Raw genomic sequence first — 23,865 nt, 5'->3', positions numbered from 1 at the left:
CTAGATCGCCTCCCCCGCCGCCCGTGCCCGCGCCTCGCGCGTGGCCTCGGCGGCGGGAACGAGACGGTATGCGGCGATCGCAGCGGCCAGCGTGATCGGCACGCTGAGCAACAGTGACAGCATCCCGGTCGACAGACTGCCCGACAGCGACGACACCCGCCCGGCCAGATAGGGGCCGAGCGCCAACCCGAGCAACGTCGTGCCGATGAAGAAGGTCGCGGTCGCGGTGCCGCGCATGCGGGGCAATACCAGATCCTGTGTCGTCGCGGCGGCCGATCCCAGCGCGCAACTGGCGGTGATCTGCGCCAGGAACAGCATCGGATAAAGCATGGCGGTACTCGATGCGGTGAACGCCATGACCAGGAAGGGGACCGGGACCACCGCGCCGAAGATCACCACGATCAGCCGCCCCGCCGGATGGCGCGCACGCAACCGGTCCGCGATCATCCCGCCCAGCGTCACGCCCAGAAACCCCGCCAGCGCGCCGGTGCCGCCGATGTAGAAACCGGCGGTGGCGGGCGACGCGCCCAGCACGCGCAGCGCATAGGGCGCGGCCCAGAAACTGGCGGCATAGGCGAGGAACGCGTTCAGCCCATAGGCGACGACGGTACAGATGAAGGCAGGCGTCCCGACGATCAGTGCGAACGCCGCAGGGTCGCGCCGCCGCAGCGCGCAGGCCCATGAGAAGACGGCATAGGCCCCGATCCCGACCGCAGTCCATTGCGGCCATGGCTCGCCGATGGCGATCAGGCCCGACACCACCGCGACGGTGATGCCGGCCGCCAGCAGGTTGACCGCCAGTGCCCGTGCCCCGCCCGCCCATGCGCCGATCAGCGTCAACGGCGGGATGATCGTGACGAGTTCGGCGCCGAAGGCGCGGAACGGCGCGGGGTGCGGGGCGGGCGGAGGCAACCCCTCCACTGCGCCGCGCACCGGTTCGCGCAGCGTGGCGATCCACAGCGCGACGATCAGGCCGGGAATGCCCACCGCCATGAACGCCGCCTGCCAGCCGACCAGCCCGAACGGCCCGCCGGTCGGCCATGCCCGGTTCCAGTTCTGGACGATCAGCCCACCGATGAACAGCGACACGCCGCCGCCGACATACAGGCCGGCCGAATAGATCGACAGCGCAGTGGCGCGCAGCCGCTTGGGAAACCAGTCCGAAATCAGCGAATAGGCGGAGGGACTGGCCGTCGCCTCGCCGATGCCGACGCCGATCCGTGCGGCGGCAAGATCGCCGCCCGATCGCGACAGGCCCGACAAGGCGGTCATCGTCGACCACAGCGCCAGCCCGATCACCATCAGCCGCCCGCGATGCCAATTGTCCGCCAGCCGCCCCAGCGGGATACCGAACAGTGAATAGAAGACTCCGAACGCCGTGCCGTAGAGGAAGCCGAGATCCTCATCCCGCAGGTTCAGGTCGCGCTTGATATCCTCCGCCAGGATCGAGATGATCTGCCGGTCGACGAAATTGAGGACATAGACCACGAACAGGATGCCCAGAACGTACCAGGCATAACGCGAAGCATGGGGCGAAGCGCCCGCACCCGATACGGCGGCGTCGAGGGGGACGGCCATGATCTCTCCCGGTGTTCTTGTTCCACCGAGCATACCAAAGGTTCGAAACGCGGCAAGCGGTTTTGCAGGTCAGCTTTTCGGCCGCAGCCCCCGGCGACGGATCGACTCGAACGACACCGAAGGGATCGAGTTCGGATCGAATGCCGACAGGGGCTGGTTGAGGTCGGCGGGCAAGGGCCGCGCCCTCGGCGTAGGGGCCGGAATATCGACCGCCGCGATCGGCCATTGCGCTCGCGGCCGTGGCTGGGCTGCGGGCTGGTGCACCAGCCGGCGCGGCGGGACCACCGGTCGCCCGCGCCGGGCGGGGTTAAACACGCCGCCCCTGCCCCAGAGCAGGTACAGCACCGCCCAGCATACCGCACCTACGATGACGGCCGCGGCGATCGCCAGTGTCGTCCCGTCCGGCAACCCCGCCAGCCCCACTATACGGATCGTGTCATCCAGAGAGGCCGGCGACATGGCCACGACACCCATTGCACCGCCGCCCGCCCCCGCCACGGCTCCGGCGGCCGGCAACCAGCTGATATATCGGGCGCGGGCGGGGCGGGTCATACGAACAGCCTAACGAACGGCTTCAACCAGCCGCTGGTAGATGTCGTTATACCGCATTTCTGTTGACTGCCAAATTCACATTTATCGCAGTCGCCGGAGATCGGCGTCAGGCGGGTTCGTCGGCGAGTTCCTCGACCAGCGCATCGATGATTGCGCGGTTGAAGGCGGGCAGATCGTCCGGGTTGCGGCTGGTGATGAGGTTGCCGTCGACCACCACCTCGCGGTCCACCACCTCGGCCCCGGCATTTTCCAGGTCGGTGCGGATGGAGGGATAGCCGGTCAGCGTGCGCCCATCGACCACATCGGCCTCGACCAGCAACCATGGGCCATGGCAGATCGCGGCAACGATCTTGTCGTCCTCCATGAACTCCGCAACGATCTCGACCGCGCGCTCCTCCAGCCGCAGCTTGTCGGGATTGCTAGTGCCACCGGGCAGTACCAGCGCGTCGTAATCGTCGGTATCGACCTGATCCAGCGTCAGATCCGGCGTGACGGTTTCGGCCTTGTTCAGGTCCTGCTCCATCCCCTGGATGGGGTCGAGACGGATCGAGGCGAGCGTGACGGTTGCCCCGGCCGCTTCCAGCGCACGGCGGGGTTCGAACAATTCCACCGTCTCGAAACCGTCGGCGGCCAGCATCAGCACGCGGGCGTTGGATAGATCGGCCATGGGGCACTCCAGCATTAGGTGAGCGACCTCAACCCACCGCCGGGGGTGCCTGTTCCAGCGCATCACCGGAACGAAGCCCCCGGCCCGCGCATTGGCCCGGTCGAAGCGAAGGAGCACCGATGGCCGCGCGGATCGTGTATGCGGACGACTCGAAACCGGGGATCACCCGCCGGAAACTGCGTGACGGCTGGGCCTATCACCAGCCGGGCGGCGACCGGGTCAGCGACCGCGACGAGATCGACCGGCTGAACGCGATCGGCCTGCCCCCCGCCTATGGCGATGCATGGTTCAACCCGAACCCCAATGGCCATATTCAGGCAGTCGGCTGGGACGAGAAGGGCCGCAAGCAATATCGCTATCATACCGGGTTTCGCGAGGCGCAGGAGGCGGCGAAATACGAGCGCTGCGCCGATTTCGGCCATGCCCTGCCCAAAATCCGCCGGCGGATCGATGCCGACCTGCATGAGCGCGGCCTGACCCGCGACCGGGCGATCGCCGCCGTGGTCCGCCTGCTCGACATCGGCCATATCCGTGTCGGCAACGAGGCCTATGCCGCCGCGAACCGGAGTTTCGGTGCGACGACGCTGCGCAAGCGGCACGGCGAGGTGAAGGGCGCGACGCTGCGGCTGCGCTACAAGGGCAAATCGGGCAAGGAACGCGACATGGCAGTGACCGACCGGTCGCTCGCCCGCACCGTGAAGAAGATGCAGGACCTGGACGAACAGCATTTGTTCGCCTGGGTCGACGCGGAGGGGGCCGCGCACCCGGTCAGTTCGTCCGACGTCAACGATTATATCCGGCGCGCGAGCGGGCAGGATTTCACCGCCAAGCATTTCCGCACCTGGGGCGCCAGCGTCGCGGCGTTCGAGGCGTTGGCTCATGCCGAACGCGATCTCAGCCTGAAGGCAATGCTGGAACCGGTGGTCGAACGCCTCGGCAACACGCCCGCGATCGCACGGAAAAGCTATGTCCACCCCGCGCTGATCGGCCTCGTCAAAAAGGGGCAGTCCGCGTTTCGGCAGGCGCTGCGCCTGCCCCGCGCCAAACGCTATATGTCCCGCTGCGAATGCGGGCTGATCGCCTTTCTGGAGGCGGGCACCCCCGCCACCGCCACGCTTGCCGCCCCCTTGGCCAAAGCAGCCTGAAGAGTCTTACCCATGTCCACTACCGCCGCCGCCAACGCGCAGGAGCCGCTGTTCGACGCCAGTGACGTCGCCGTCCAGACCCGCGGGATCGTTGCCGCCAGCGGTGAATGGCTTCACACCCACTGGCTGCAGATCCTGATCGCCTTCGCGATCGGCGCGACCATCGTCGTCGTGCTGCACGGCGCGCGCCGGCTGGCCGGACGGCTGGCGGTGCGCGATCCGCAGGGGCGGGCCGGCTGGGCATCGATCATCGGCCGGGCTTTGGTGAAGACGGGCAATTTCTTCATCCTGATGCTCGCCGCCAAACTGGTGGTCGGCTATGCCGGCGCGCCGTCGCAGATCGATACGACGATCACGTTCCTGTGGACGGTCGCCTCGGTCTTCCAAGCGGCCAGCTGGGCGCGCGAGATCATCCTAGGCGCGATCGAGCATCGTACCCAGTCCGCGCATTATGCAGGCGAGGCGCTGTTGTCCGCGATGGGGCTGATCCGGCTGCTCGTCACCGTCGCGCTGTTCGCGATCGCGCTGGTCGTGGTGCTGGACAATGTCGGGGTGAACGTCACCGGCCTCGTCGCGGGTCTGGGCGTCGGCGGCATCGCGATCGGCCTTGCCGCGCAGGGCATCTTCGCGGACCTGTTCGCCGCGCTGGCGATCATCTTCGACCGCCCGTTCCGGCGCGGCGACAAGGTATCGTACGACACGACGACGGGCGTGATCGAGGCGATCGGGCTGAAATCCACCCGCATCCGCTCGTTCGGGGGCGAGATGCGGGTGATCTCCAACCGGCAGCTGCTCGACAAGGAGATCCAGAACATCTCCAATCGCGATCACGTCCGCGTGCCCTTCACGATCGGCGTCGCCTATGAAACCCCGCCCGACACGCTGGCGCGCATCCCCGCCATCCTGACCGAGATCGTCGAAGGCGAAGGCGGCAAGGTGGCGCGTGCCGGGTTCGAGAGCTTCGGTGCCAGTTCGCTCGACTTCGCGTTGCAGTTCGACGTGCCAGGCGATGACTGGCCGACCGCGCACGCCACCCGAGACCGGATCATGGTGTCGTTGCTGCGGCGCTTCGCGGCGGAAGGGATATCGATCCCCTACCCGACCCAGACCAGTTTCACCGCCGCGCCCGATGGCACGCTGGTGATGCCCTATCCGTCGGTGCAGCCGGTGACAGTCACGGATCATCCACCCGCCTGACGCATTTGCGGCGGGGGATTGCCACCGTCACGCTCAACGCACAGACGGGCATCGATTGCTGGGGAGAATAATATGCCATCGGGTTTGGCCGCGCTGCTGGACGACGTCGCCGGGATCACGCGGCTGGCGGCGGCATCGCTTGACGATGTCGGCGCGGCGGCGGGGCGCGCAGGGACCAAAGCGGTCGGCGTGGTGATCGACGACACCGCGGTCACCCCGCGCTATGTCGTCGGGCTCAGCCCGGCACGCGAACTGCCGATCATCGGCAAGATCGCGCTGGGGTCGATCCGCAACAAGCTGCTGATCCTGTTGCCGGTCGCGCTGCTGCTGAGCGCTTTTGCCCCCTGGGCGCTGACGCCGCTGCTGATGGTGGGCGGCGCCTATCTGTCGTTCGAGGGGGCGGAAAAAGCGTGGGAGGCGATATCCGGCCATCACGCCGCCGAAGATACGGCAGCCGAGGCGACGACGCCGGCAGAGCTCGAAAAACAGAAGGTATCGGGTGCGGTCCGCACCGACTTCATCCTGTCCGCCGAGATCATGGCGATCGCGCTGGCAGAGGTCGCGGGCACCAGCATCGTCGCGCAGGCGGTGGCGCTGGCTCTTGTCGCGCTCGCCATCACCGCGGGTGTTTATGGCGCGGTGGCGATCATCGTGAAGCTGGACGATATCGGCCTCCACCTCGCCAAGCGCCCGTCGGCCGCCGCGCAGGCGTTGGGTCGGGGAATGGTGAAGGCGATGCCCGTCATCATGACCGCGCTGGCGACGATCGGCACGGCCGCGATGATCTGGGTCGGCGGCGGCATCATCGTCCACGGCCTTGCCGGGCTGGGCTGGGCCGGGCCGGAACACGTCATCCATCACGCGGCGGAAGCGGTGGCGGGTGCGGTGCCGGGGCTGCACGGCGTGCTGGCGTGGATCGTTACCGCGATCGGATCGGGCATCGTCGGCCTGATCGTCGGGGGTGTGATCGCGGTCGTGGTCCACAAGGTGAAACACCGCCACGCGCACTGATCCGTCCCGCCTGACACCAGCGGCATCAGGCATCAGCCATCCTATTTCCGTCATTGCGAGCGTAGCGAAGCAATCCAGAGTCCAGCGCGTGACGCCCTGGATTGCTTCGCTACGCTCGCAATGACGGCAGGGTGGGTTTCACTACGCTCACCATGACGGGTTCCAAGCCGTCAGAAGAACAACTTGCGGATCGACAGCCGCACCGTGCGGCCTACCGGGTCCAGATAGTCGGGCTGATAACTGACCGGCGTCGTCTCGGTGTCGTCCGTCACGCGCTGCCGCTGGTTTAATACGTTGCTGATCTCGAACGCCACGCGGGCGCCGCGCAACCATGGATGCGCCCGCACCCAGTCGATCCGCCCGCCGAAATCGACGAACAGCCGCAGATTGGCGGTCGTCAGGTCGGAAAAGCGCAGGTCGTCGGTGCTGGCCAGCGTCCGCACCTCGGTCGGGCTGCGGTAATTGACCGACAGCCGGGCACCCAGACCATTGTTGGTGTAGCCCGCCTGACCTTCCAGTTCATGTCGCGGCTGGCCGCCCGTCGCGCTGATCGCATCGCCGTTCAGCAAGTCGAGCGACGGGCCGTTCTCCGCGATCAGTACGCGGTTGGTGATGTGCCAGGTGTGATAGACGGCGAAATTGAGCCGTCCTCCACCACCGCCGGCGCCGCGGCCGGCAAAGCCGCCCGGGCCCCGCGCGCCGGCACCGCCGCCCGGGGGTGCCGGTCGATCGCCACCCGCCGCGTTGGCCTGCGGTCGCGCATCCGCCCCCTCCGGTCGTTGCGCGCCGGCCGGCGGGGTCATGCCCGCGAACGGATTGGGCCCGGTGCCGGCACGGAACGCCGCCAGTTCGCGCTGCACCTTCGATTGCAGCGGCTTCGAGAAGTTGAAACCCCAGCGCAGTTCGGATTCGTTCAGCCGCGCGAAGTTGATCGGCCGCGTGTCCAGCCGCAGCAACTGGCCGGTCGCATCGCGCACCACCCGATCCGGAAACGCCTGCTCGATCGAGGCGATCGCGGCGGGGAAGTTGCGCACCGCATCGTCTGTCTTGGTCCGCGTATAACTGGCGGTCAGGACGAGATCACGTTGCGTCCATGGCTTCAGTGTCAGCCCCAATCGCTCGATGTGCCGCTCGTTGCTCGACAGCAGCGGATTGCCGCCGCTGATCGTCGTCACCGTCGCAGTGGTACCACGGACGTAATCGAACACGCGGGCATTGGGGGTGATGACGGTCGGTCCGCCCAGTTGCTGCGCGGTCGGCGCCTGCTCCTGATCGGTGACCGATCCGATCAGCCGCAGTCCCTCGATCGGCGACCAGTTGAGGCCATAGCCGGTGCTGACCAGCGTACCGAAATCCGACAGCCGGTCGACGCCCAGATTGAGGTTCGCGGACAGCGAGCCGAGCGCCTCCAGCCCACCACGGGTGCGGTTGGCGATCGGCAGGTCGATATTGGCCTGCCCGTTGACGATATCGCGCGAGATGCTGCCGGTGGTCGTCGTACCCAGGCGGGTCGATCGCGAATCGAACTCGCTGGTACTGGCGCCGATCCGGAAACTGGTCGACACCGATCCCGCCGGCAGTTCGAACAGCGTGCCGTTGACCAGCATGTCGCCGCCACCCTGCGACGAGACCGATCGTGCCCGGTTCTGCAACAGCGGCCCGAACAGGCCGGCGGTGGCGACGGTACGGGGATCGAGCGTGGGGTCGAGGGCGGTCAGCCGCGTCTGGACGGCGGTCGTATCCAGCCCGGTATCGGTCCGGGTCCAGGTCTCGTCCCGGTCGTAATTGCCGGTGAACGACCAGCGCCAGCGCCCGAATTCACCGTTCAGCGTCGTACCCAGATGCGCGGTCACGCCGGTACGGCGCTGGCGGAGCGGATCGGCATCCTCGACCCGACGCGTCACCGTGCCCGCCGCGAACGGACCGCCGGCCGGCACCGTCAGCGACACCACGGGCAGGCCGAAAAGACCGGTCGATTCGGTCGTCTCGATACTGCCGTTGATCGAGGCGGAGGTGCCGAGGAACGGGCGCGCATAGACGCCATTGGCGTTGAAATTGCGGCTTTGCGACAACAACGTGCGGAACGGACGCTGGTCGAAACCGGGATTGGCGGGATTGTCGCCGGCGGCCGCGACGATATCGCGCTGCGATTCCAGCAGCGACGAACTCTGTTGATATTCCAGGTGCAGGTTGGTGCGCACATCGTTGCGGATGCGCAGCAGGTCGACCTCCGCCTCGGGCGTGTTGCGCCCGCCATCGGTCGACTGACGGTCCGCTGCTTCGACGGTCAGCGCGCGGAACCGGCGACGCAGCACGAAATTCACCACGCGCTGGTCGGCCTGATAGCCGTATTTCAGCGCGACCTCCTCGGGCAGAATCTCGACGCGCTGGATCGCCTCGGTCGGGATGTCGCGGATTTCGCGGAAGCCGGAGATGCGCTTGCCGTTCAGCAGCACCACGGGCGGGCCGCCCCGGCCGCTGCGCGTCTGCGGCTCCAGTTCGGCCAGCAGGTCGCTGACCGAACTGACGCCGTAGGAACGGATGTCTGCCGCGTTCAGGGTCTGGTCGGGCGGGATGTCGCCAACCACCGATCCCGCCTGCCGGGTGCCGGTGACGGTGATCTCCTCGTCGCTCCCCGCCTCCTCCGCCGTGCCCCCGCCGCTGTCGGTCGTGCCGGCGGTGGTCGCCGGCGTCGCGTCCTGTGCGGTGGCCGGCGTACCGGGCGCCTGTTGCGCCATCGCCGCCACCGGCATCACGCCCGCAGCCACCATCAACCCGATCGCCTTCATCACGTCTCTCTCCCTGATGGGCGAGCCGCTATCAGGCAATTGTCGCACAATTGTGCCGGATCAACGTTTTCCGCGCCAGCGTAGGGCGATTGCCGTGGCGATCAGGGCGACCCCGATCGGCTTCCCCGCGCGCATCACCGCCAGCCCGGCCACCCCGATCCAGACCGGCGGAATCGACGCCGGCGCCCGCGGGGGCCCTGCATCATTCGCAACCGCCGCGCCGCGTTCGCCCGGCGGGCGATCGGGGCCGATGGTGGTGTCGACATCGGTCTGGCGTTCCAGTTCGGAATTCAGTTCCGCCCCCAGCAGGAAGACATAGGCGGATAGCGACAGCCAGGTCAGCATCACCACGATCGCGCCCAGCGATCCGTAGGTCGCGTCGTAACTGCCGAAATTGGCGACGTAGAATCCGAACCCCACCGTCATCGCGATCCAGATCACCGTCGCCGCCACCGATCCCGGCGTCAGCCATGCCCATTTCGCATGCGCCCGGTCCGGCCCGTAGCGATAGAGCGTCGCCGCCCCCGCCGCGCCCAGCCCGGCCAGGATCAGGTAGGACACCAGCCGGGTCAGCACCAGCACCGCCGGCGGCGCACCGGGGATCAGGGAATCGAGGAACGCCATCATCGCCACCGACAGGATCGCCGCCAGCGCGACGACCACCGCGCCCAGCGTGACCCCCAGCGCCAGCAGCTTCTGTTTCACGAAGCCGCGATCCTCATGCTCCTCGTACGCGACGTTCAGCGCGGTCACGACCGCCTCCGACCCGCGCATCGCGCCGTACAGCGCCAGCGCCAGCGCAAGGACCAGACCGAACCCTTTGGCATCCTTCGACGTGGTGACGACCTGCAACAACTGTTCGCCGATCATCGCGGCGACCTGCCGCGGCATCACCCCGGTCAGCGCGGCGACGTTGGCGCTGACGGTCGAGGGATCGGCGACGATGCCGTAGATCAGCACGACCGCCCCCAGCAGCGGCACGATCGACAGGAAGGCGTAGAAGGCGACGCCTGCCGCGATCAGGCCGATATTGTCCTCCCCCGCCTCGCGCCAGGTCCGCACGAGGATCGCCTTCCACCCCTTGGCGGGGATCGCCCATGGGCTGTGCGCGGCATGGCCCGGCTCCTTTGCCGCACCGCCGGCCCCGTCATTTGCCGCTCTCGGCGTTTCGTTCGTCATGCTTCCGGAACGACCGGGTCGCAGCCGACGTTCCGACCGATGAAGCCCGATCGAATCGTCGACGCGACTTCGAAGGGGACTGCCGCATGGCCAAGGCCGATCAAACACTTATCGCCCCGACGCGGCGACCGGGGCCGGCACAGGTCACGCCGGCGCAGGTGCCGGGGCGCGACGGCCTGCTCGGGCTGGCGGTGGGCGTGGTGGTGATCGCCGGGCTGTTCTTCGCCAAGGACGTGCTGATCCCGATCACGCTGGCGATCCTGCTGTCGTTCGTCCTGTCGCCCATCGTCGCCGCGTTGCGCCGCCTGCGCGCGCCCAAGGCGCTGGCGGTGATGGTGTCGGTGCTGGTCGCGCTGGGGCTGCTCGGCGGGGTCGGCACGATCGTCGGAATGCAGGGCGCCTCGCTGGTCGGCGACGCGCCGCGCTATGCCCGCACGATCAGCGACAAGATCGACGGTGCCAAGAAATTCGCCGCCGACCGGGCCGCCTTCTTCACGCACGACCGGTCACCCGCCGCCGCACCGGTCGCCGGCCCGCCCCAGACCAACACCGAACGCGTGCTGGCCAGCCGCGCCCGTGCGCCGGTGCCGGTGCGGATCGCGGAGGAACAGCCCGATGCGCTGAACGTCGCCGGGCAGGTGCTGGGGCCGGTGCTGGCCCCGTTCGAGACGTTCGTGATCGTGCTGGTCGTCGCGATCTTCATCCTGATGCAGAAGGAGGACCTGCGCGATCGCCTGATCCGCGTCTTCGGATCGTCGGACCTGCACCGCACCACGCTGGCGATGGACGATGCCGGGGCGCGATTGAGCAAGTATTTCCTGTCGCAACTGGCGGTGAACGCCAGCTTCGGCACGGTGATCGCGATCGGGCTCTGGGCGATCGGGCTACCGGTGCCCGCACTATGGGGTATCCTTGCCGGCATCCTGCGCTTCGTGCCCTATATCGGCGCGCTGCTAGGCGCGGCGCTGCCGCTGGCGCTGGCGGCCGGGGTCGATCCGGGCTGGGGCATGGTGATCGCGGTGGCGATCCTGTTCGCGGTGGTCGAGCCACTGGTCGGCTATGTCGTCGAGCCGCTGCTCTATGGCCATTCGACCGGGCTGTCGCCGCTGTCGGTGGTGGTGGCGGCGGTGTTCTGGACATGGATATGGGGGCCGGTCGGCCTCGTGCTGTCGATGCCGCTGACGCTGTGCCTCGTCGTGCTGGGGCGGCATGTGCCCGCGCTGGAATTCGTTGACATCCTGCTCGGCGACCAGCCCGCGCTCACCCCGGTCGAGAGCTTCTACCAACGGATGCTCGCCGCCGACCCGGAAGAGGCGCTGGAACAGGCCGAGGCGCTGCTGACCGATCGTTCGCTGACCACCTATTATGACGAGGTGGCGCTGGGCGGCCTGAAGCTGGCGGCGGAAGATGCCCGGCGCGGCGCGATCGATCATGACGGGGCGAAGCGGATCGTCGGATCGATGCTGACGGTGATCGCCGAACTGGAGGAGCATGACGATGGCGCGGCCACCATCGCCCCCGCCCGCTCGCTTCATCCGATGCCGCAACCGCGTGGATTTTCCGACGACACGGCCTCCGCCGGGCCGATGCCCGATGCGCCGGACGACTGGCGCGATCCGCGCAGCATCGTGTGCATCGCCGGGCGTGGCGTGCTGGACGATGCAGTCACCGCGATGCTGGCGCAGTTGCTCGGCCGGCGCGGCTTCGGCGTACGGCGGGTGCCCCATGCCGCCGCCGGCCGCGATGCCACCGAGCGGGTCGACCTGACCGGCGCACGGCTGATCTGCCTGTCCTATCTGGAGATCGGCGGCACCCCCAGCCACCTGCGCTACCTGATCCGCCGCCTGCGCCGCGAAGCGCCCGACGCCGCGATCCTCGTCGGCCTGTGGCCCGAAGGCGAGGCGGCACTGACCGAAGACCAGATTCAGCGCGCGCTGGGGGCGGATGTCTATGTCGGCACGCTCGGCCACGCGGTGGAGAAGGCGCTGACGGTGGCAGGGCGGCAGGTGGAGCAGGCAGCGGCGTAGCGCTTGTCTCTACCTCCGTCATTGCGAGCGTAGCGAAGCAATCCAGTGTTTCATGCAGGTCCCTGGATTGCTTCGCTACGCTCGCAAAGACGGAACGTTATAGGATACGCGCCGCCACGGTCCGGTCGCTGAACAGCGTCGCGAGCGGAGTCATCTCGCCCTCGACATCCAGCACCGTATCGCCCCACCAACCGGCATCGTCCATATCGGACAGCCGCAGCCCCACCGCGACCAGCAACCGCTCGTCATCGGCCTGCCGGATGAAGGCGAGGACATGCCCGGCCCGTTCCCCCGATACTGCCACGGGTTTATAGTCACCTTCGGCAAACACCGCCGGATGCGCCCGCCGAAGCGCCAGCAATTCCGCCAGCACCGCCAGCTTCGGCGATCCGCCATCCGCCAGTGCCCGTTCCCGCGCGGCATAGTCCACCGGCCGCCGATTGTCGGGATCGACGAGGCTGAGATCGGGCATCTCCGTCCCCTGATAGGTATCGGGCACGCCCGGCACGGTCAGCCGCAACGTCATCTGCGCCAGCGTGTTCGCGCGCGCTGCCGCTTCGGTCGCATCATGTAGTTCGGCCAGATCGGCAAGGAAATCCGCCGATCGCGCTGGATCGAGCAACGTCTCCGTCAGGGCCTTGCACCGCGCCTCATATTCCTCCTGCGGCGCTTCCCATGACGAACGCAGCTTGCCCTCGCGCAGTGCCTTTTCCTGCCATGCGTTGACGCGCTCGGCGAACGCCGACAGCCCGGCGGCATCGTCGGTCGCCAACCCTTCCGGCCATGCGCCGTACAGCGTCTGGTAGAGCATGTACGCATCCGCCGGGTCGACGCCCTCCAGTGCCGCCGCCGCCAGTTCGTTCCAGCGCGCGACGTGCGACTGCCACCGGTCCGGCACCTCGCTCAGCACCGCCAGCCTTGCCCGCACATCCTCGCCGCGCTTGTGATCGTGCGTCGCGGTGGCGAGCAGCGCGCGCGGCCAGTTCCGCGCCCGTGCCGCCATCGCCTCGTGGAACCCGTCGATCTCCCACGCAAAGACGGTCGCGTCGAAGCCGACATCGTTGCGCGACAGCAACCGGCCATACCGGTAGAAGGCGGTATCCTCCACGCCCTTGGCCGCGACGGGTGCGGACAATTGCTGGAAGCGGCGCACCGCCTCGGTCGCCAGATCGCGGTCGCCCGGCCCCTCGCCCGCCAGCCATGCCAGCACCGCGTCGACCACGAATTCCTCGCCCGGCGGGATCAGCGCATCGACCCGCTCGCGCGCCTTGGCCCGGATCGCGGCATCGCCGGCCGGTGCGGAATCGCCCAATCCGTAGGTGCGATAGACCGGGAACACCCATAGCAGCCGCTCGATCGCGCGGCGCAGCATCGCCTCGGTCAGGACATTGTCGGCATCGCTGTCGGCCAGCGTCACGAAGGCGCGGACGCACCCACGCAACTGCCCCTCGAACTGCCACGCCAGTTCGTCCTGCCGCGCCTGCAATTCCTCCGGCTCGAACGTCGCGGACCGGCCGCTCAGCGCGGCCCAGGCAGTCGCCAACGGTTCCTCGCCGGCGGGATCGTGGAGCAGGCCGGCGACCTCCTCCATGAAATCATAGCCGCTGGTGCCGTCGATGCCCCAGTCGGTCGCCAGCGGCTCGCCAGCGCCCAGAATCTTCTCGATCCAGATGATTGCAGGCATGCCGTCCGCGCGCGTCATCGCCTCGAACCGGGCGCGCAGGCGGCGGCAATAGCCGACCGGATCGGTCAGCCCGTCGACATGGTCGATGCGGACGCCGTCGATCAGCCCTTCGCGCCACAGGCGGAAATACAACTCGTGGGTGCGCTCGAACACCGCCTCGTTGCCGACGCGCACGCCCGCCAGTTCGTTGACGGTGAAGAAACGCCGCCAGTTGAGTTCGTCGTCGGCGGTGCGCCACCACGCCAGCCGGTAATGCTGGCGATCGAGCAGGGCGACCAGTTCGTCGCCCTCGACCGCGCCGATGCCGTGATCCTCGGGCCGCAGCGGAAAGCGATGTTCGCCATACGCGACGATCTCGTTCCCCTCGACCGCGATCGCGCCATCCGCCAGCGCCTTGGGCAGCGGATCGCCCAGCACCGGCAGCACCACCGGGGTGCGCCAGTCGATGTCGAACACATCGGCATGATCGCTGTCCTTGCCGCGCGCCAGCACGTCGTTCCACCACGCATTCTCACCGCCCGCGACGCCCATGTGGTTGGGCACGATGTCGATCACGACGCCCATGCCGTGATCGCGGAGAACAGCGACGAACGAGCGGAACCCCGCCTCGCCGCCCAGTTCGGGGTTGATCGCGGTCGGATCGACCACATCGTAACCGTGGGTAGACCCCTTCGTCGCGGTGGTGACCGGCGACAGATAGGCGTGGCTGATGCCCAGCCTGTCCAGATAGGGCACGATCGCCGTCGCATCGGCGAAGGTGAAGTCCTTGTGCAGTTGCAACCGGTAGGTGGCGCGCGGGGTCATGCGGTTCTCGCTTCATTGATCGTGGCGATCCGGGCGGCAACGTCATCGCTCCCCAGCAGATCGTCGGTGTCGGCCGGCATCCGCCGCCGCCAGTTGGGATGTTCGTCGGTGGTGCCCGGCAGGTTGGGTTGCTCGATCAGGCCCAGCACATCTTCCATCGGCACCACCGCGATCGCGCACGGAGTGGTGCCGACGAAGCCGAGCGCGGCATCGGCCACCGGTGCGCCGTCGTCGGGATCGGGCTGCGGCCCGTGCGCCACGCCGGAAGCGATGAATCCGTCCCACCAGCCGGTCCGCTCGCGTGCGCGCTGTTCATCGGCATGGGCACGGCTTTTGCTCCGGGTCGAGCGGCCGAGTTCGTCGATCAGATCAAGATCGCGCGCGCGCCACCAGCCGGTGACGGTCGGCAGGTCGTGCGTGCCCGTCATCGCCGCGGCCTGCGCATCATAGGCGGCGGGTGGCTTCAGCCGGTCGCCGTCCGTCTCGAACGGCATCACCCGCATCCCCAGCACGCCGCGTGCGTCCAGCCGGGGGCGGAACCCCTCCGGCACGGTGCCCAGATCCTCGCCGATCACGATCGCCTGCGCCGCCTGCGATTCGATTGCCAGCACGCGCAGCATGTCGTCGATCGGATAGGAGAGATACGCCCCCTCGCTAGCAGACCGGCCGTCCGGCACCACCCACAGCCGTTGCAACCCCATCGCATGATCGATGCGGATGCCGCCGGCATGGCGCACCGCCGACCGGATCGTCGCGATGAACGGCGCGAAGCCGGTGCGTTGCAGCGCCTGCGGGGAAAAGCCGGTGATGCCCCAATTCTGTCCGTCCGGCCCCAGCAGGTCGGGCGGCGCACCGATCGACAGGCCGGCGATCAGGTCGTCGCGCCGGCTCCATGCATGGCTGCCGCCCGCGTCCATCCCCACCGCCAGATCGGCGATCAGGCCCAGGCGCATACCTCCGTCCACCGCCGCGGCCTGCGCCTCGGCCAGACTGCGATCGGCCAGCCACTGGCAGAACAGGTAGAAACCGACGTCATCGGCATGATCCCGTGCGAAGGCGGCAACCGCGTCGCCGGCCGGATCGTGGAACGCGGCGGGCCAGTCCTGCCAGCCCCGCGCGCCCTGCCCGAAGAAATGCGCGTGCAGCGCATCGAAACGGGCATGGCGAACCAGTTCGTCGCCCCCCTCGACCGCGAACGCCGCCACCGCATCGCGGATCGCATCAGTCCGCGCATCGAACGCGCGACGCAGATGCGCGATCCGCTGCGGGATCGCCGCCTGCCAGTCGATCAGGTCGGGTGCGTCCTCGCCCGTCACAGGCAGGCCGACCAGCCCCGGATCGCCGTACAGGATATTGAGGAACAACCGGCTCGACGGCGCATAAGGGCTGAAGCGGCCGGGATCGGCCGGGAACAGCGCGTGGAACGGGCTGATCGCCACCGCATCCGCCCCCGCCGCCCCAAAGGCGCGCGCGCTGTGGCCCAGCGTACCGAAATCGCCGAACGCGGTATCGCGACCGTCTCGCAGTGCGGGAATCTGCACCGCCGGTCCCCATAGTCGCCGGCCGGGTGACGCATCGTCGACCATGAAGCAGCGTGCCGGCGCCACCGCGACGGTCAGCGTGTGATCGCCCACCGTCAGCGTGTGATAGCCGGGCCGATCGATCGCGGGCATCGCGCCCGCGATAGTGACCGTGCGCCGCTCGCCATCGTCCAGCACCAGTTCGCCGGTGCCGTCCATCCCGGCGAGCGGGATCGGTTGCCCGATATCGCCCGACACGAACGATGCCGCCTCACCCGACCGCGCCGCCACCAGCCGCTCGCGCGCTTCGGTCAGGCCCACATCGCTGTCGGTGGCGTGACCCAGCGCGCGCAGCACGCCGGCCAGCGCGTCATCCGACACCCGCTGCGCCTGACCGCCGGCATCGGTCCAGTCGATCTGAAGCCCCGCTTCATGCGCGAGATCGTGAAGCGCGCTCATGCCGGGTCGATCCAGGCGGCAGCGCTGGCCGCATCGCCGGGGGTGCCGACCGCCGCCACCGGCTTGCCCGCTGGCACGGTGATCGCCGTATCGCCCAGATTCAACGCGATCGTCAGCGTCGCGCCGTCTGCCAGACGCCAGCGGGCGACCACCGCCGCCTCACCGACCGCCTCCGCGCCGATCGCCGTCGCGCCCGCCAGATGCGGCACGATCCTTTCATGGCGCACCGCCAGCAGTTGCCGGTACAACGCCTGCCACTCGGCGGCCTGCGGGCCATCCTGTGCGCGGGAGCGATCGAACGTCGCCTGCGCGTTGGGATCGGGGATCGCCTCGCGCTTGGCCGGATCGGCGAAGGCGGCGAACTTGGCGAACTCGCCCCGCCGCCCCTCACGCACCGCATCCGCCAGTTCGTCATGGAAGTCGGTGAAGAACAGGAACGGCGATTCCGACCCACTGGTATCGCCTATGAACAGCAGCGGCACTTGCGGCGACAGCAGCAGCAGCAATGTCGCCGCGCGCAGCTTGGCAGGCTCGGCCAGCAGCGTCAGCCGCTCGCCCAGCGCGCGGTTGCCGATCTGGTCGTGGTTCTGCAGAAATGACACGAACCGGGTCGGCGGCAAGTGCGCGGACGGCGTGCCGCGCGGCTTGCCGTCGTGATTGGGCGATCCCTCGCCCTGATAGATGAAGCCTTCCGACAGGCACCGCGCCAGCCGCTGCGCCGGGCGTTCGGCGAAATCGGCATAATAGGCGTCGGTTTCGCCGGTCAGCAGGACATGCATCACGTTGTGGAAATCGTCGTTCCACTGCGCGTCGAACTTCCCCGTTGCCAGCCGGTCGGCATCGTTGCTCTCGTTCTCCAGCACCAGATGCACCGGCCTTGTCACCCGCTCGCGGATTTCGGCCGCCATCGCATCAAGGAAACCATTATTGGCAATGGCATGGACCGCGTCGAAACGCAGTCCGTCGATCCGGTATTCCTCCAGCCACATCAGGGCGTTGTCGATGAAGAAGCGCCGTGCCGGCTCCTCGTCCACCGCCACCGCGCCACCCCACGGCGTCTTCACATCCGCGTGGAAGAAGCCCTTGGCATATTCGCCCAGATAATTCCCGTCCGGCCCGAAGTGATTATACACCACGTCGAGGAACACCGAGATGCCCAGTTCATGTGCCCGGTCGACCAGCCCGCGCAGGTCGTCCGGCGTCCCGTAGCTTTCCGCCGGGGCATAGGGCAGCACGCCGTCATAGCCCCAGTTGTGCATGCCCCCGAACGCGTTGACCGGCATCAGTTCGATCGCGGTGGTGCCCAGATCGACCAGGGCCGGCAGCCGCGCCGCCACGCCTGCGAAGCCGCCGAGCAGGCCGACATGGACCTCCTCGATCACCATCGCCTCCCATGGCCGCCCTGCCCAATCGTCGCTGCGCCAGCGATAACCGGCAGGATCGACGACCATGCTCCAGCCATTGACGCCGCCGTCCTGCGCGCGCGACGCTGGGTCCGGCACCGCCAGATCGTCCGACAGGCGGAACCGGTACCGGGTGCCGGCCGGCGCGGGGGCGGCAACGGCGAACCAGCCGCCGTCGCCACGCTCCATCGGCAACGCCGCCGCGCCGTCGATCTCCAGCGTCACCGCGTCGCGATCGGGTGCCCAGAGGCGGAACATCGTCTGCCCCCCGGCCCCAAGTTCCGGCCCCCAGCGCATCGTCATTCGGCCTCCACCTTCCAGCAGATCAGCGCCGCACCATGCGCGCCCAGTTCATATTCGTCCTCGAACGACGTCTCGCCCTGATCGGGCTTCGTGCTGTCGATCAGCACGATCCGCGTCGCATGCGGGGGCGGCAGGTGGAAGGTGATCGGATCGTCCGATCCGTTGAGCAGCAGCGACACCGCCTCGATCTCGCCGCTGTCCAGCTTGATCGCACGACGCATCAGCAGCGCACGGCCTTCCGGGTTGTTCCAATCGTCGGACGACAGGCTTTCGCCGCGTTCGTCCCACCATTCGATCGCGCCGATGCCCTGTCCCGGCGAGTCCCCGTCATAAAGGAACGACTTCGCCCGCAGCACGGGGAAACGCCGGCGCAATTCGGTCAGCCGGCAGGTGAAGTCGTAGAGGGACTTGCCCTCCGGCGTCTCCTTCTTCGACCAGTTGAGCCAGCTGATCTCGTCGTCATGGCAATAGGCATTGTTGTTGCCGCCCTGCGACCGGCCGAACTCGTCGCCCGCGACCAGCATCGGCGTGCCGAGCGAGGCGAACAGCGTCGTCAGCATCGATCGCTGCACGTCGCCGCGCGTCTTCAGGATGCCCGCATCCTCCGTCTCGCCCTCCGCGCCCCAGTTGCGCGAGTAGTTTTCGGAGTGGCCGTCGCGATTGTCTTCCTTGTTGGCCTCGTTGTGGCGCTCCTCGTAGGCGACGGTATCCGCCAGCGTGAAGCCGTCATGCGCGGCGAGCAGGTTGACCGTCGCCCAGGGCCGCCGCGCACGCCGGTCGAACAGGTCGCCCGACCCCGACAGCCGCGCCGCCAGATCGCCCCGCTGGCTGGGGTCGCCACGCCAGAACTTGCGCACCGTATCGCGATACTTGTCGTTCCATTCGGCGAAGCCCGGCGGGAAATTGCCAAGCTGATAACCGCCCGGCCCGATGTCCCACGGCTCGGTCGACAGCTTCAGCCGCCCCAGGATCGGGTCCTGCCGCAGCACGTCGAAGAACGCATGGCCCGGATCGAAGCCGTTCTCCGTCCGCCCCAGCGTCAGCCCCAGATCGAACCGGAACCCGTCGATGCCGAAACTCGTCGCCCAATAGCGCAGCGAATCGGTGATCATCTGGATCACCCGCGCCTTGTCGGTATTGATCGTGTTGCCCGTGCCGGTGTCATTGATCGAATAACGGGCGTCGTCCTTCACGGCGCGGTAATAGGTGGCATTATCCAGACCGCGCCACGACAGCGTCGGCCCCTTTTCCGATCCCTCGCAAGTATGATTGTACACCACGTCGAGGATCACCTCGATCCCCGCCGCGTGCAGTTTGCGCACCGCGCGACGCAGCTCGTCCTGGCTGTCGGTCGCGAAATAGCTGGGCTCGGGCGCGAAGAACGCCAGCGTGTTGTAGCCCCAATAATTGCGCAGGCCCTTTTCCTGCAGGAAGCGGTCCTGCGTGAACGCCTGGATCGGCAGCAGCTCCAGCGCGGTGACGCCCAGCTTCTTCAGATGCTCGATCACCTTGGGGTGGCCCAGCGCCTTGTAGGTGCCGCGCTCCTGCGGGGGCACCAGTTCGAACAGCTTGGTCAGGCCCTTGACGTGCGCCTCGTACACCACGGTTTCCGACCACGGCGTGTTGGGCTTGCGATCGCCCGACCAATCGAAGTGATCGTCGACCACCATCGCCTTCGGCATCGCGGGCGCGCTGTCACGCTTGTCGAAGCTCAGGTCCTCGCGCTTGTCCCTGACCTTGTAGCCGTGAAGCGCATCGTTCCACTTGATCTGGCCGACCAGCTTGCGCGCATAGGGGTCGAGCAGCAGCTTGTTGGGGTTGAACCGGTGCCCCTGTTCCGGCGCATAGGGACCGTGCGCGCGGTAGCCATAGACCAGGCCGGGGCCGACATCGGGCAGGAAGCCGTGCCATACCTCGTCGGTGCACTCGGGCAGCTCCAGCCGCTGCAGCTCGCGCTTGCCGGCGGCATCGAAGATGCACAACTCGATCTTCTCGGCATTGGCGGAGAAGACGGCGAAATTCACCCCCTCGCCCACGCAGGTGGCGCCAAGCGGATAAGGCGATCCGGCGTCGAGCCGGTCGGGCAGTGAACTCAAGACGGAACCCCTTGTTTGGATGCGGGGGGTCAACCGTCCGCCGGAAGCGGTGTTCCCGGTACGGTTCAATATTGTGCATGGCAGCATCGAACCATTCGGACCAGGTCAACCGGGCAACATGTTCCCGGAATGTTTCTCGCGGGAAACTTTCGAAAGAAAACCGGATCGACGCCCCATCTCCTGAAAGGAGCGAGGCGTCGATCGACATCGGCCGGGCGAAGATTACCCGCCGACCAGCCGTCGCCCGGCACGGAACAGACCGTCGACGGGTACCTCGATCCAGTCGGGGCGGTTCGCCGCCTCGTACCCGACCTCATACGCGGCCTTGGCCACCAGCAGCAGGTCGAGCAGCGCCGCATCCGGTTCGGCATCGCTGGCGTCCCGATAAGCGTCGAGGAACGTCTCGCGCGCGCGGTGACAGAAGCGGGCATAGCGGTGCTCGGCACGCAACGCCTCCGTCTCCGGGCCAGGCGGGCGCGAGCGATCGGCGACGGCGGTGGCATAGTCGAACGAGCGCAGAATGCCCGCGACATCGCGCAACGGCAGATCCTTCGCGCGGCGTTCGGCAAGCGGCTTGACAGGCTGACCTTCGAAATCGATCAGCATCACGTCGCCGCCGGTCACCAGCACCTGTCCCAGATGCAGGTCGCCATGGATACGGGTCAGTGGCTGCCCTGCGGCACCCCGCGCCACCGTGTCGATCCGCGCGAGCAGCGTATCGCGGTGCTGTGCCAGCCATTCCGCCGCCTCGCCGGTCAGACCCGCCGCGTCGATCCGGGCCAGCGCCCGTTCGACATCGCCCCGCACGTCGGCGGCGAGCGCCGCGGTATCCCCCGCCGCCAGCGTCGTCGGCTCGAAGGCGGGATCGTCGCTGGGCCGCGCCAGTACCGCATGCATCTCCGCCAGCCGCCGACCCAACGTCTCGGCGAAGCTGGCATAGTTGGCGAAGGTGGCGTCGTCGGCAGTGGCGAGCCGTTCCAGTACGCCCAGCGTCCAGCTCCAGGCATCGCCCTGGTTATGGACGAAGCGCTGCGCCAGCATCAGCAGCGTATCGTCGCCGATGCGCCGCACCTCGCCCAGAATCGGTGGCACCGCCTCGAACCCGTGGGTGGTCAGGTAGCGGACCATCTCCGCATCGGGATGCACACCGGCCTCCAGCTTGCGGAGCAGCTTCAGCACCACCGACTGACCCAGCACCATCGAGCTGTTGGACTGTTCGGCGGTCAGCCATTCCAGTTCGGCTTCCCCGTCGATCTCCAGCCCGTCCGCCGAGAAGGCGAGCGCGTCCTGACCGTTGCCGATCACCGTGCCCGTCTGCATCGCGGCCGTCACGCCGCGCGCGAATTCGGTGACCGAGAAGCCGTCGGTCAGCAGCCCGACACGGCGGCCGCGGCGCACGCGGGCCAGCGCCAGCCCGGCGGCGAACCGGCCCTGCACGTCACCCTCCCACGCGATGCCGAGCGGCAGCGCATAGCGGGTGGCGGCGCGATCGGTCTCCACCTCGATCTCGGCCAGCAGCAGGTCGTCGCTGCCGGGCAGCGGGTCGAGCCGCAGCAGGCGCACCGCGCGCAGCGTTTCGTCCTTGCCGCCGAACCAGCGGCGCTGCGCGATATAGGCGGGCAACAGGTCGCGTTCGAGCACCGAACGGTTGGCGCCGACGCCGATATCGGTCAGGTCCGGCCGCAGCACGAAGGTGAAGCGTTCCGCCTCCAGTGCGGCGGGCGGGGTCGCCCAGACGGGCGCGTCCGCCTCCGCCGACAGGGCGAACCACGAGAAGCCGTAAGGCGGCAGCGTCAGGACATAGGGCGTCGTCCCGACCGGCGGGAACGGCGTGCCGCCGGTCAATTCGATCGGGGTGCGACCATCGAATTCGGCGAGGTCGAGTTCCACCGCCTGCGCGGTGCGGCCGAGGTTGAAGACGCACAGGATCGTATCGCCCTCATGCTCGCGGACATAGGCGAGAATCTTGCGATTGGCGGGGCGCAGGAAACGCTGCGTGCCGCGCCCGAAGGCGGGGTGTTCGCGGCGCACCGCCAGCATCCGCTTGACCGCGTTAAGCAGCGAATGGCCGTCGCGTTCCTGCGCCTCGACGTTGACCGCCTGATAGCCGTAGAGCGGGTCCTGAATCACGGGGAGCGTCAGTTGGGGCGGATCGGCGCGGCTGAAGCCGCCGTTGCGATCGGGCGACCATTGCATCGGCGTGCGCACCCCGTCGCGGTCGCCGAGATGAATGTTGTCACCCATCCCGATCTCGTCGCCGTAATACAGCACCGGCGTGCCCGGCATCGTTAGCAGCAACGCGTTCATCAGTTCGACCCGGCGCCGGTCCCGCTCCATCAACGGCGCGAGGCGACGACGGATGCCGAGGTTGATGCGCGCGCGGCGATCGGCGGCATAGGTGTTCCACAGATAGTCGCGTTCCGCGTCGGTCACCATTTCCAGCGTCAGCTCGTCATGGTTGCGCAGGAAGATCGCCCATTGGCAGTTCGCCGGTATATCGGGCGTCTGGCGCATGATGTCGGTGATCGGGAAACGATCCTCCTGCGCCACCGCCATGTACATGCGCGGCATCAGCGGGAAGTGGAACGCCATGTGGCATTCGTCACCCGCCTCGCCCGCCGCGGCGCTGTCGCCGAAATATTGCTGCGTATCCTCGGGCCACATATTCGCTTCGGCCAGCAGCATCCGGTCGGGATATTCGGCATCCAGCGCGGCGCGGATTTTCTTCAGCACGTCGTGGGTTTCGGACAGGTTCTCGTTCGAGGTGCCGTCGCGCTCGATCAGATAGGGGATCGCATCGAGCCGCAGGCCATCGACCCCCAGGTCGAGCCAGAAGCGCATCACGTTCAGCACCTCGGCCAGCACCGCCGGGTTGTCGAAATTCAGGTCGGGCTGGTGCGAATAGAAACGATGCCAGAAATAGGCACCCGCCTCTTCATCCCACGTCCAGTTCGATTTCTCGGTGTCGAGGAAGATGATGCGGGTGCCGCTGTACAGCTTGTCGTCGTCCGACCAGACGTAGAAGTCGCGTTCCGGGCTGCCCGGCGGTGCCTTGCGTGCGGCCTGGAACCAGGGATGCTGGTCCGAGGTGTGGTTGATGACCAGTTCGGTAACGACGCGGATGCCGCGCGCATGGGCGGCGGCGATGAACGCGGTCGCATCCTCCATCGTGCCGTAATCGGGCGACACGTCGCAATAGGCGCCGATGTCGTACCCGTCGTCGCGGCGCGGGCTGGGATAGAAGGGCAGGAGCCAGATGCAGGTGACGCCAAGGTCCGCGATATAGTCGAGCCGTTGCAGCAGCCCCTGAAAATCGCCGATCCCGTCATTGTTCGAATCGAAGAAGGATTTGACGTGGACCTGATAGATCACCGCGTCCTTGTACCAGAGCGGATCGTCGCCGATGCCGCTGGTGGTCGTGGCGTTCGTATCGATCGTGTCGTTCGTCACC

14 protein-coding genes are annotated in these 23,865 nt (G+C 67.8%); 4 read left to right on the top strand and 10 right to left on the bottom strand.

Annotated elements, in window-relative coordinates:
- The 3 genes from ABD719_RS04205 to ABD719_RS04195 all read right to left on the bottom strand — a co-directional run bounded on the left by ABD719_RS04205 (position 1) and on the right by ABD719_RS04195 (position 2,797).
- Positions 1 to 1,578 carry a spinster family MFS transporter gene (locus ABD719_RS04205; protein ID WP_344692136.1) on the bottom strand — a complete coding sequence of 526 codons (1,578 nt, stop codon included), beginning with the start codon at positions 1,576 to 1,578 and terminating at the stop codon, positions 1 to 3.
- Between the two features lie 69 nt (positions 1,579 to 1,647).
- Positions 1,648 to 2,130: a hypothetical protein gene (locus tag ABD719_RS04200; RefSeq protein ID WP_344692135.1), complete on the bottom strand. Its 483-nt coding sequence runs from the start codon at positions 2,128 to 2,130 to the stop codon at positions 1,648 to 1,650.
- A gap of 106 nt (positions 2,131 to 2,236) precedes the next feature.
- Positions 2,237 to 2,797 (bottom strand): type 1 glutamine amidotransferase domain-containing protein, encoded by a 561-nt coding sequence (locus ABD719_RS04195; protein ID WP_344692134.1) that lies wholly within the window; start codon positions 2,795 to 2,797, stop codon positions 2,237 to 2,239.
- A 119-nt stretch (positions 2,798 to 2,916) separates the two neighbouring features.
- On the opposite strand from ABD719_RS04195, the gene ABD719_RS04190 reads away from it, so the two are divergent.
- From ABD719_RS04190 to ABD719_RS04180, 3 genes are all read left to right on the top strand, one after another.
- Positions 2,917 to 3,942 (top strand): DNA topoisomerase IB, encoded by a 1,026-nt coding sequence (locus ABD719_RS04190; protein ID WP_344692133.1) that lies wholly within the window; start codon positions 2,917 to 2,919, stop codon positions 3,940 to 3,942.
- Between the two features lie 12 nt (positions 3,943 to 3,954).
- Positions 3,955 to 5,139, top strand: coding sequence for a mechanosensitive ion channel family protein (locus ABD719_RS04185; RefSeq protein WP_344692132.1), 1,185 nt, complete (start codon positions 3,955 to 3,957; stop codon positions 5,137 to 5,139).
- Positions 5,140 to 5,211: 72 nt separating this feature from the next.
- On the top strand, positions 5,212 to 6,150 hold the full coding sequence (locus ABD719_RS04180; RefSeq protein ID WP_344692131.1) for a DUF808 domain-containing protein: 939 nt from the start codon (positions 5,212 to 5,214) through the stop codon (positions 6,148 to 6,150).
- 170 nt (positions 6,151 to 6,320) lie between these two features.
- Here the strand turns inward: ABD719_RS04180 and ABD719_RS04175 are convergent, their stop codons facing one another.
- Both ABD719_RS04175 and ABD719_RS04170 read right to left on the bottom strand, forming a co-directional pair.
- Positions 6,321 to 8,939 (bottom strand): TonB-dependent receptor, encoded by a 2,619-nt coding sequence (locus ABD719_RS04175; protein WP_344692570.1) that lies wholly within the window; start codon positions 8,937 to 8,939, stop codon positions 6,321 to 6,323.
- Positions 8,940 to 8,999: 60 nt separating this feature from the next.
- Positions 9,000 to 10,118, bottom strand: coding sequence for a YihY/virulence factor BrkB family protein (locus ABD719_RS04170; protein WP_344692130.1), 1,119 nt, complete (start codon positions 10,116 to 10,118; stop codon positions 9,000 to 9,002).
- A gap of 86 nt (positions 10,119 to 10,204) precedes the next feature.
- On the opposite strand from ABD719_RS04170, the gene ABD719_RS04165 reads away from it, so the two are divergent.
- Complete coding sequence (locus tag ABD719_RS04165; RefSeq protein ID WP_344692129.1) at positions 10,205 to 12,145, top strand: AI-2E family transporter; 1,941 nt, start codon at positions 10,205 to 10,207, stop codon at positions 12,143 to 12,145.
- A 97-nt stretch (positions 12,146 to 12,242) separates the two neighbouring features.
- On the opposite strand, the gene treY is transcribed toward ABD719_RS04165, so the two are convergent.
- From treY to treS, 5 genes are all read right to left on the bottom strand, one after another.
- Positions 12,243 to 14,633 carry a malto-oligosyltrehalose synthase gene (gene treY / locus ABD719_RS04160; protein ID WP_344692128.1) on the bottom strand — a complete coding sequence of 797 codons (2,391 nt, stop codon included), beginning with the start codon at positions 14,631 to 14,633 and terminating at the stop codon, positions 12,243 to 12,245.
- On the bottom strand, positions 14,630 to 16,612 hold the full coding sequence (malQ, locus tag ABD719_RS04155) for a 4-alpha-glucanotransferase (protein WP_344692127.1): 1,983 nt from the start codon (positions 16,610 to 16,612) through the stop codon (positions 14,630 to 14,632). Before malQ ends, treY begins: the two co-directional genes overlap by 4 nt.
- A complete protein-coding gene (treZ, locus tag ABD719_RS04150) occupies positions 16,609 to 18,318 on the bottom strand; it encodes a malto-oligosyltrehalose trehalohydrolase (RefSeq protein WP_344692126.1) in 1,710 nt (569 codons plus the stop codon). Before treZ ends, malQ begins: the two co-directional genes overlap by 4 nt.
- The gene (gene glgX, locus ABD719_RS04145) at positions 18,315 to 20,414 is read right to left on the bottom strand and encodes a glycogen debranching protein GlgX (protein WP_344692125.1); all 2,100 of its coding nucleotides are present in this window, start codon (positions 20,412 to 20,414) and stop codon (positions 18,315 to 18,317) included. Before glgX ends, treZ begins: the two co-directional genes overlap by 4 nt.
- A gap of 222 nt (positions 20,415 to 20,636) precedes the next feature.
- On the bottom strand, positions 20,637 to 23,864 hold the full coding sequence (gene treS / locus ABD719_RS04140; protein WP_344692124.1) for a maltose alpha-D-glucosyltransferase: 3,228 nt from the start codon (positions 23,862 to 23,864) through the stop codon (positions 20,637 to 20,639).
- Position 23,865 lies beyond the last annotated feature (1 nt).

Source organism: Sphingomonas cynarae, from assembly GCF_039537815.1.
Taxonomy (GTDB): Bacteria; Pseudomonadota; Alphaproteobacteria; order Sphingomonadales; family Sphingomonadaceae; genus Sphingomonas; species Sphingomonas cynarae.
This window is presented reverse-complemented; position numbering and strand designations above follow the sequence as displayed.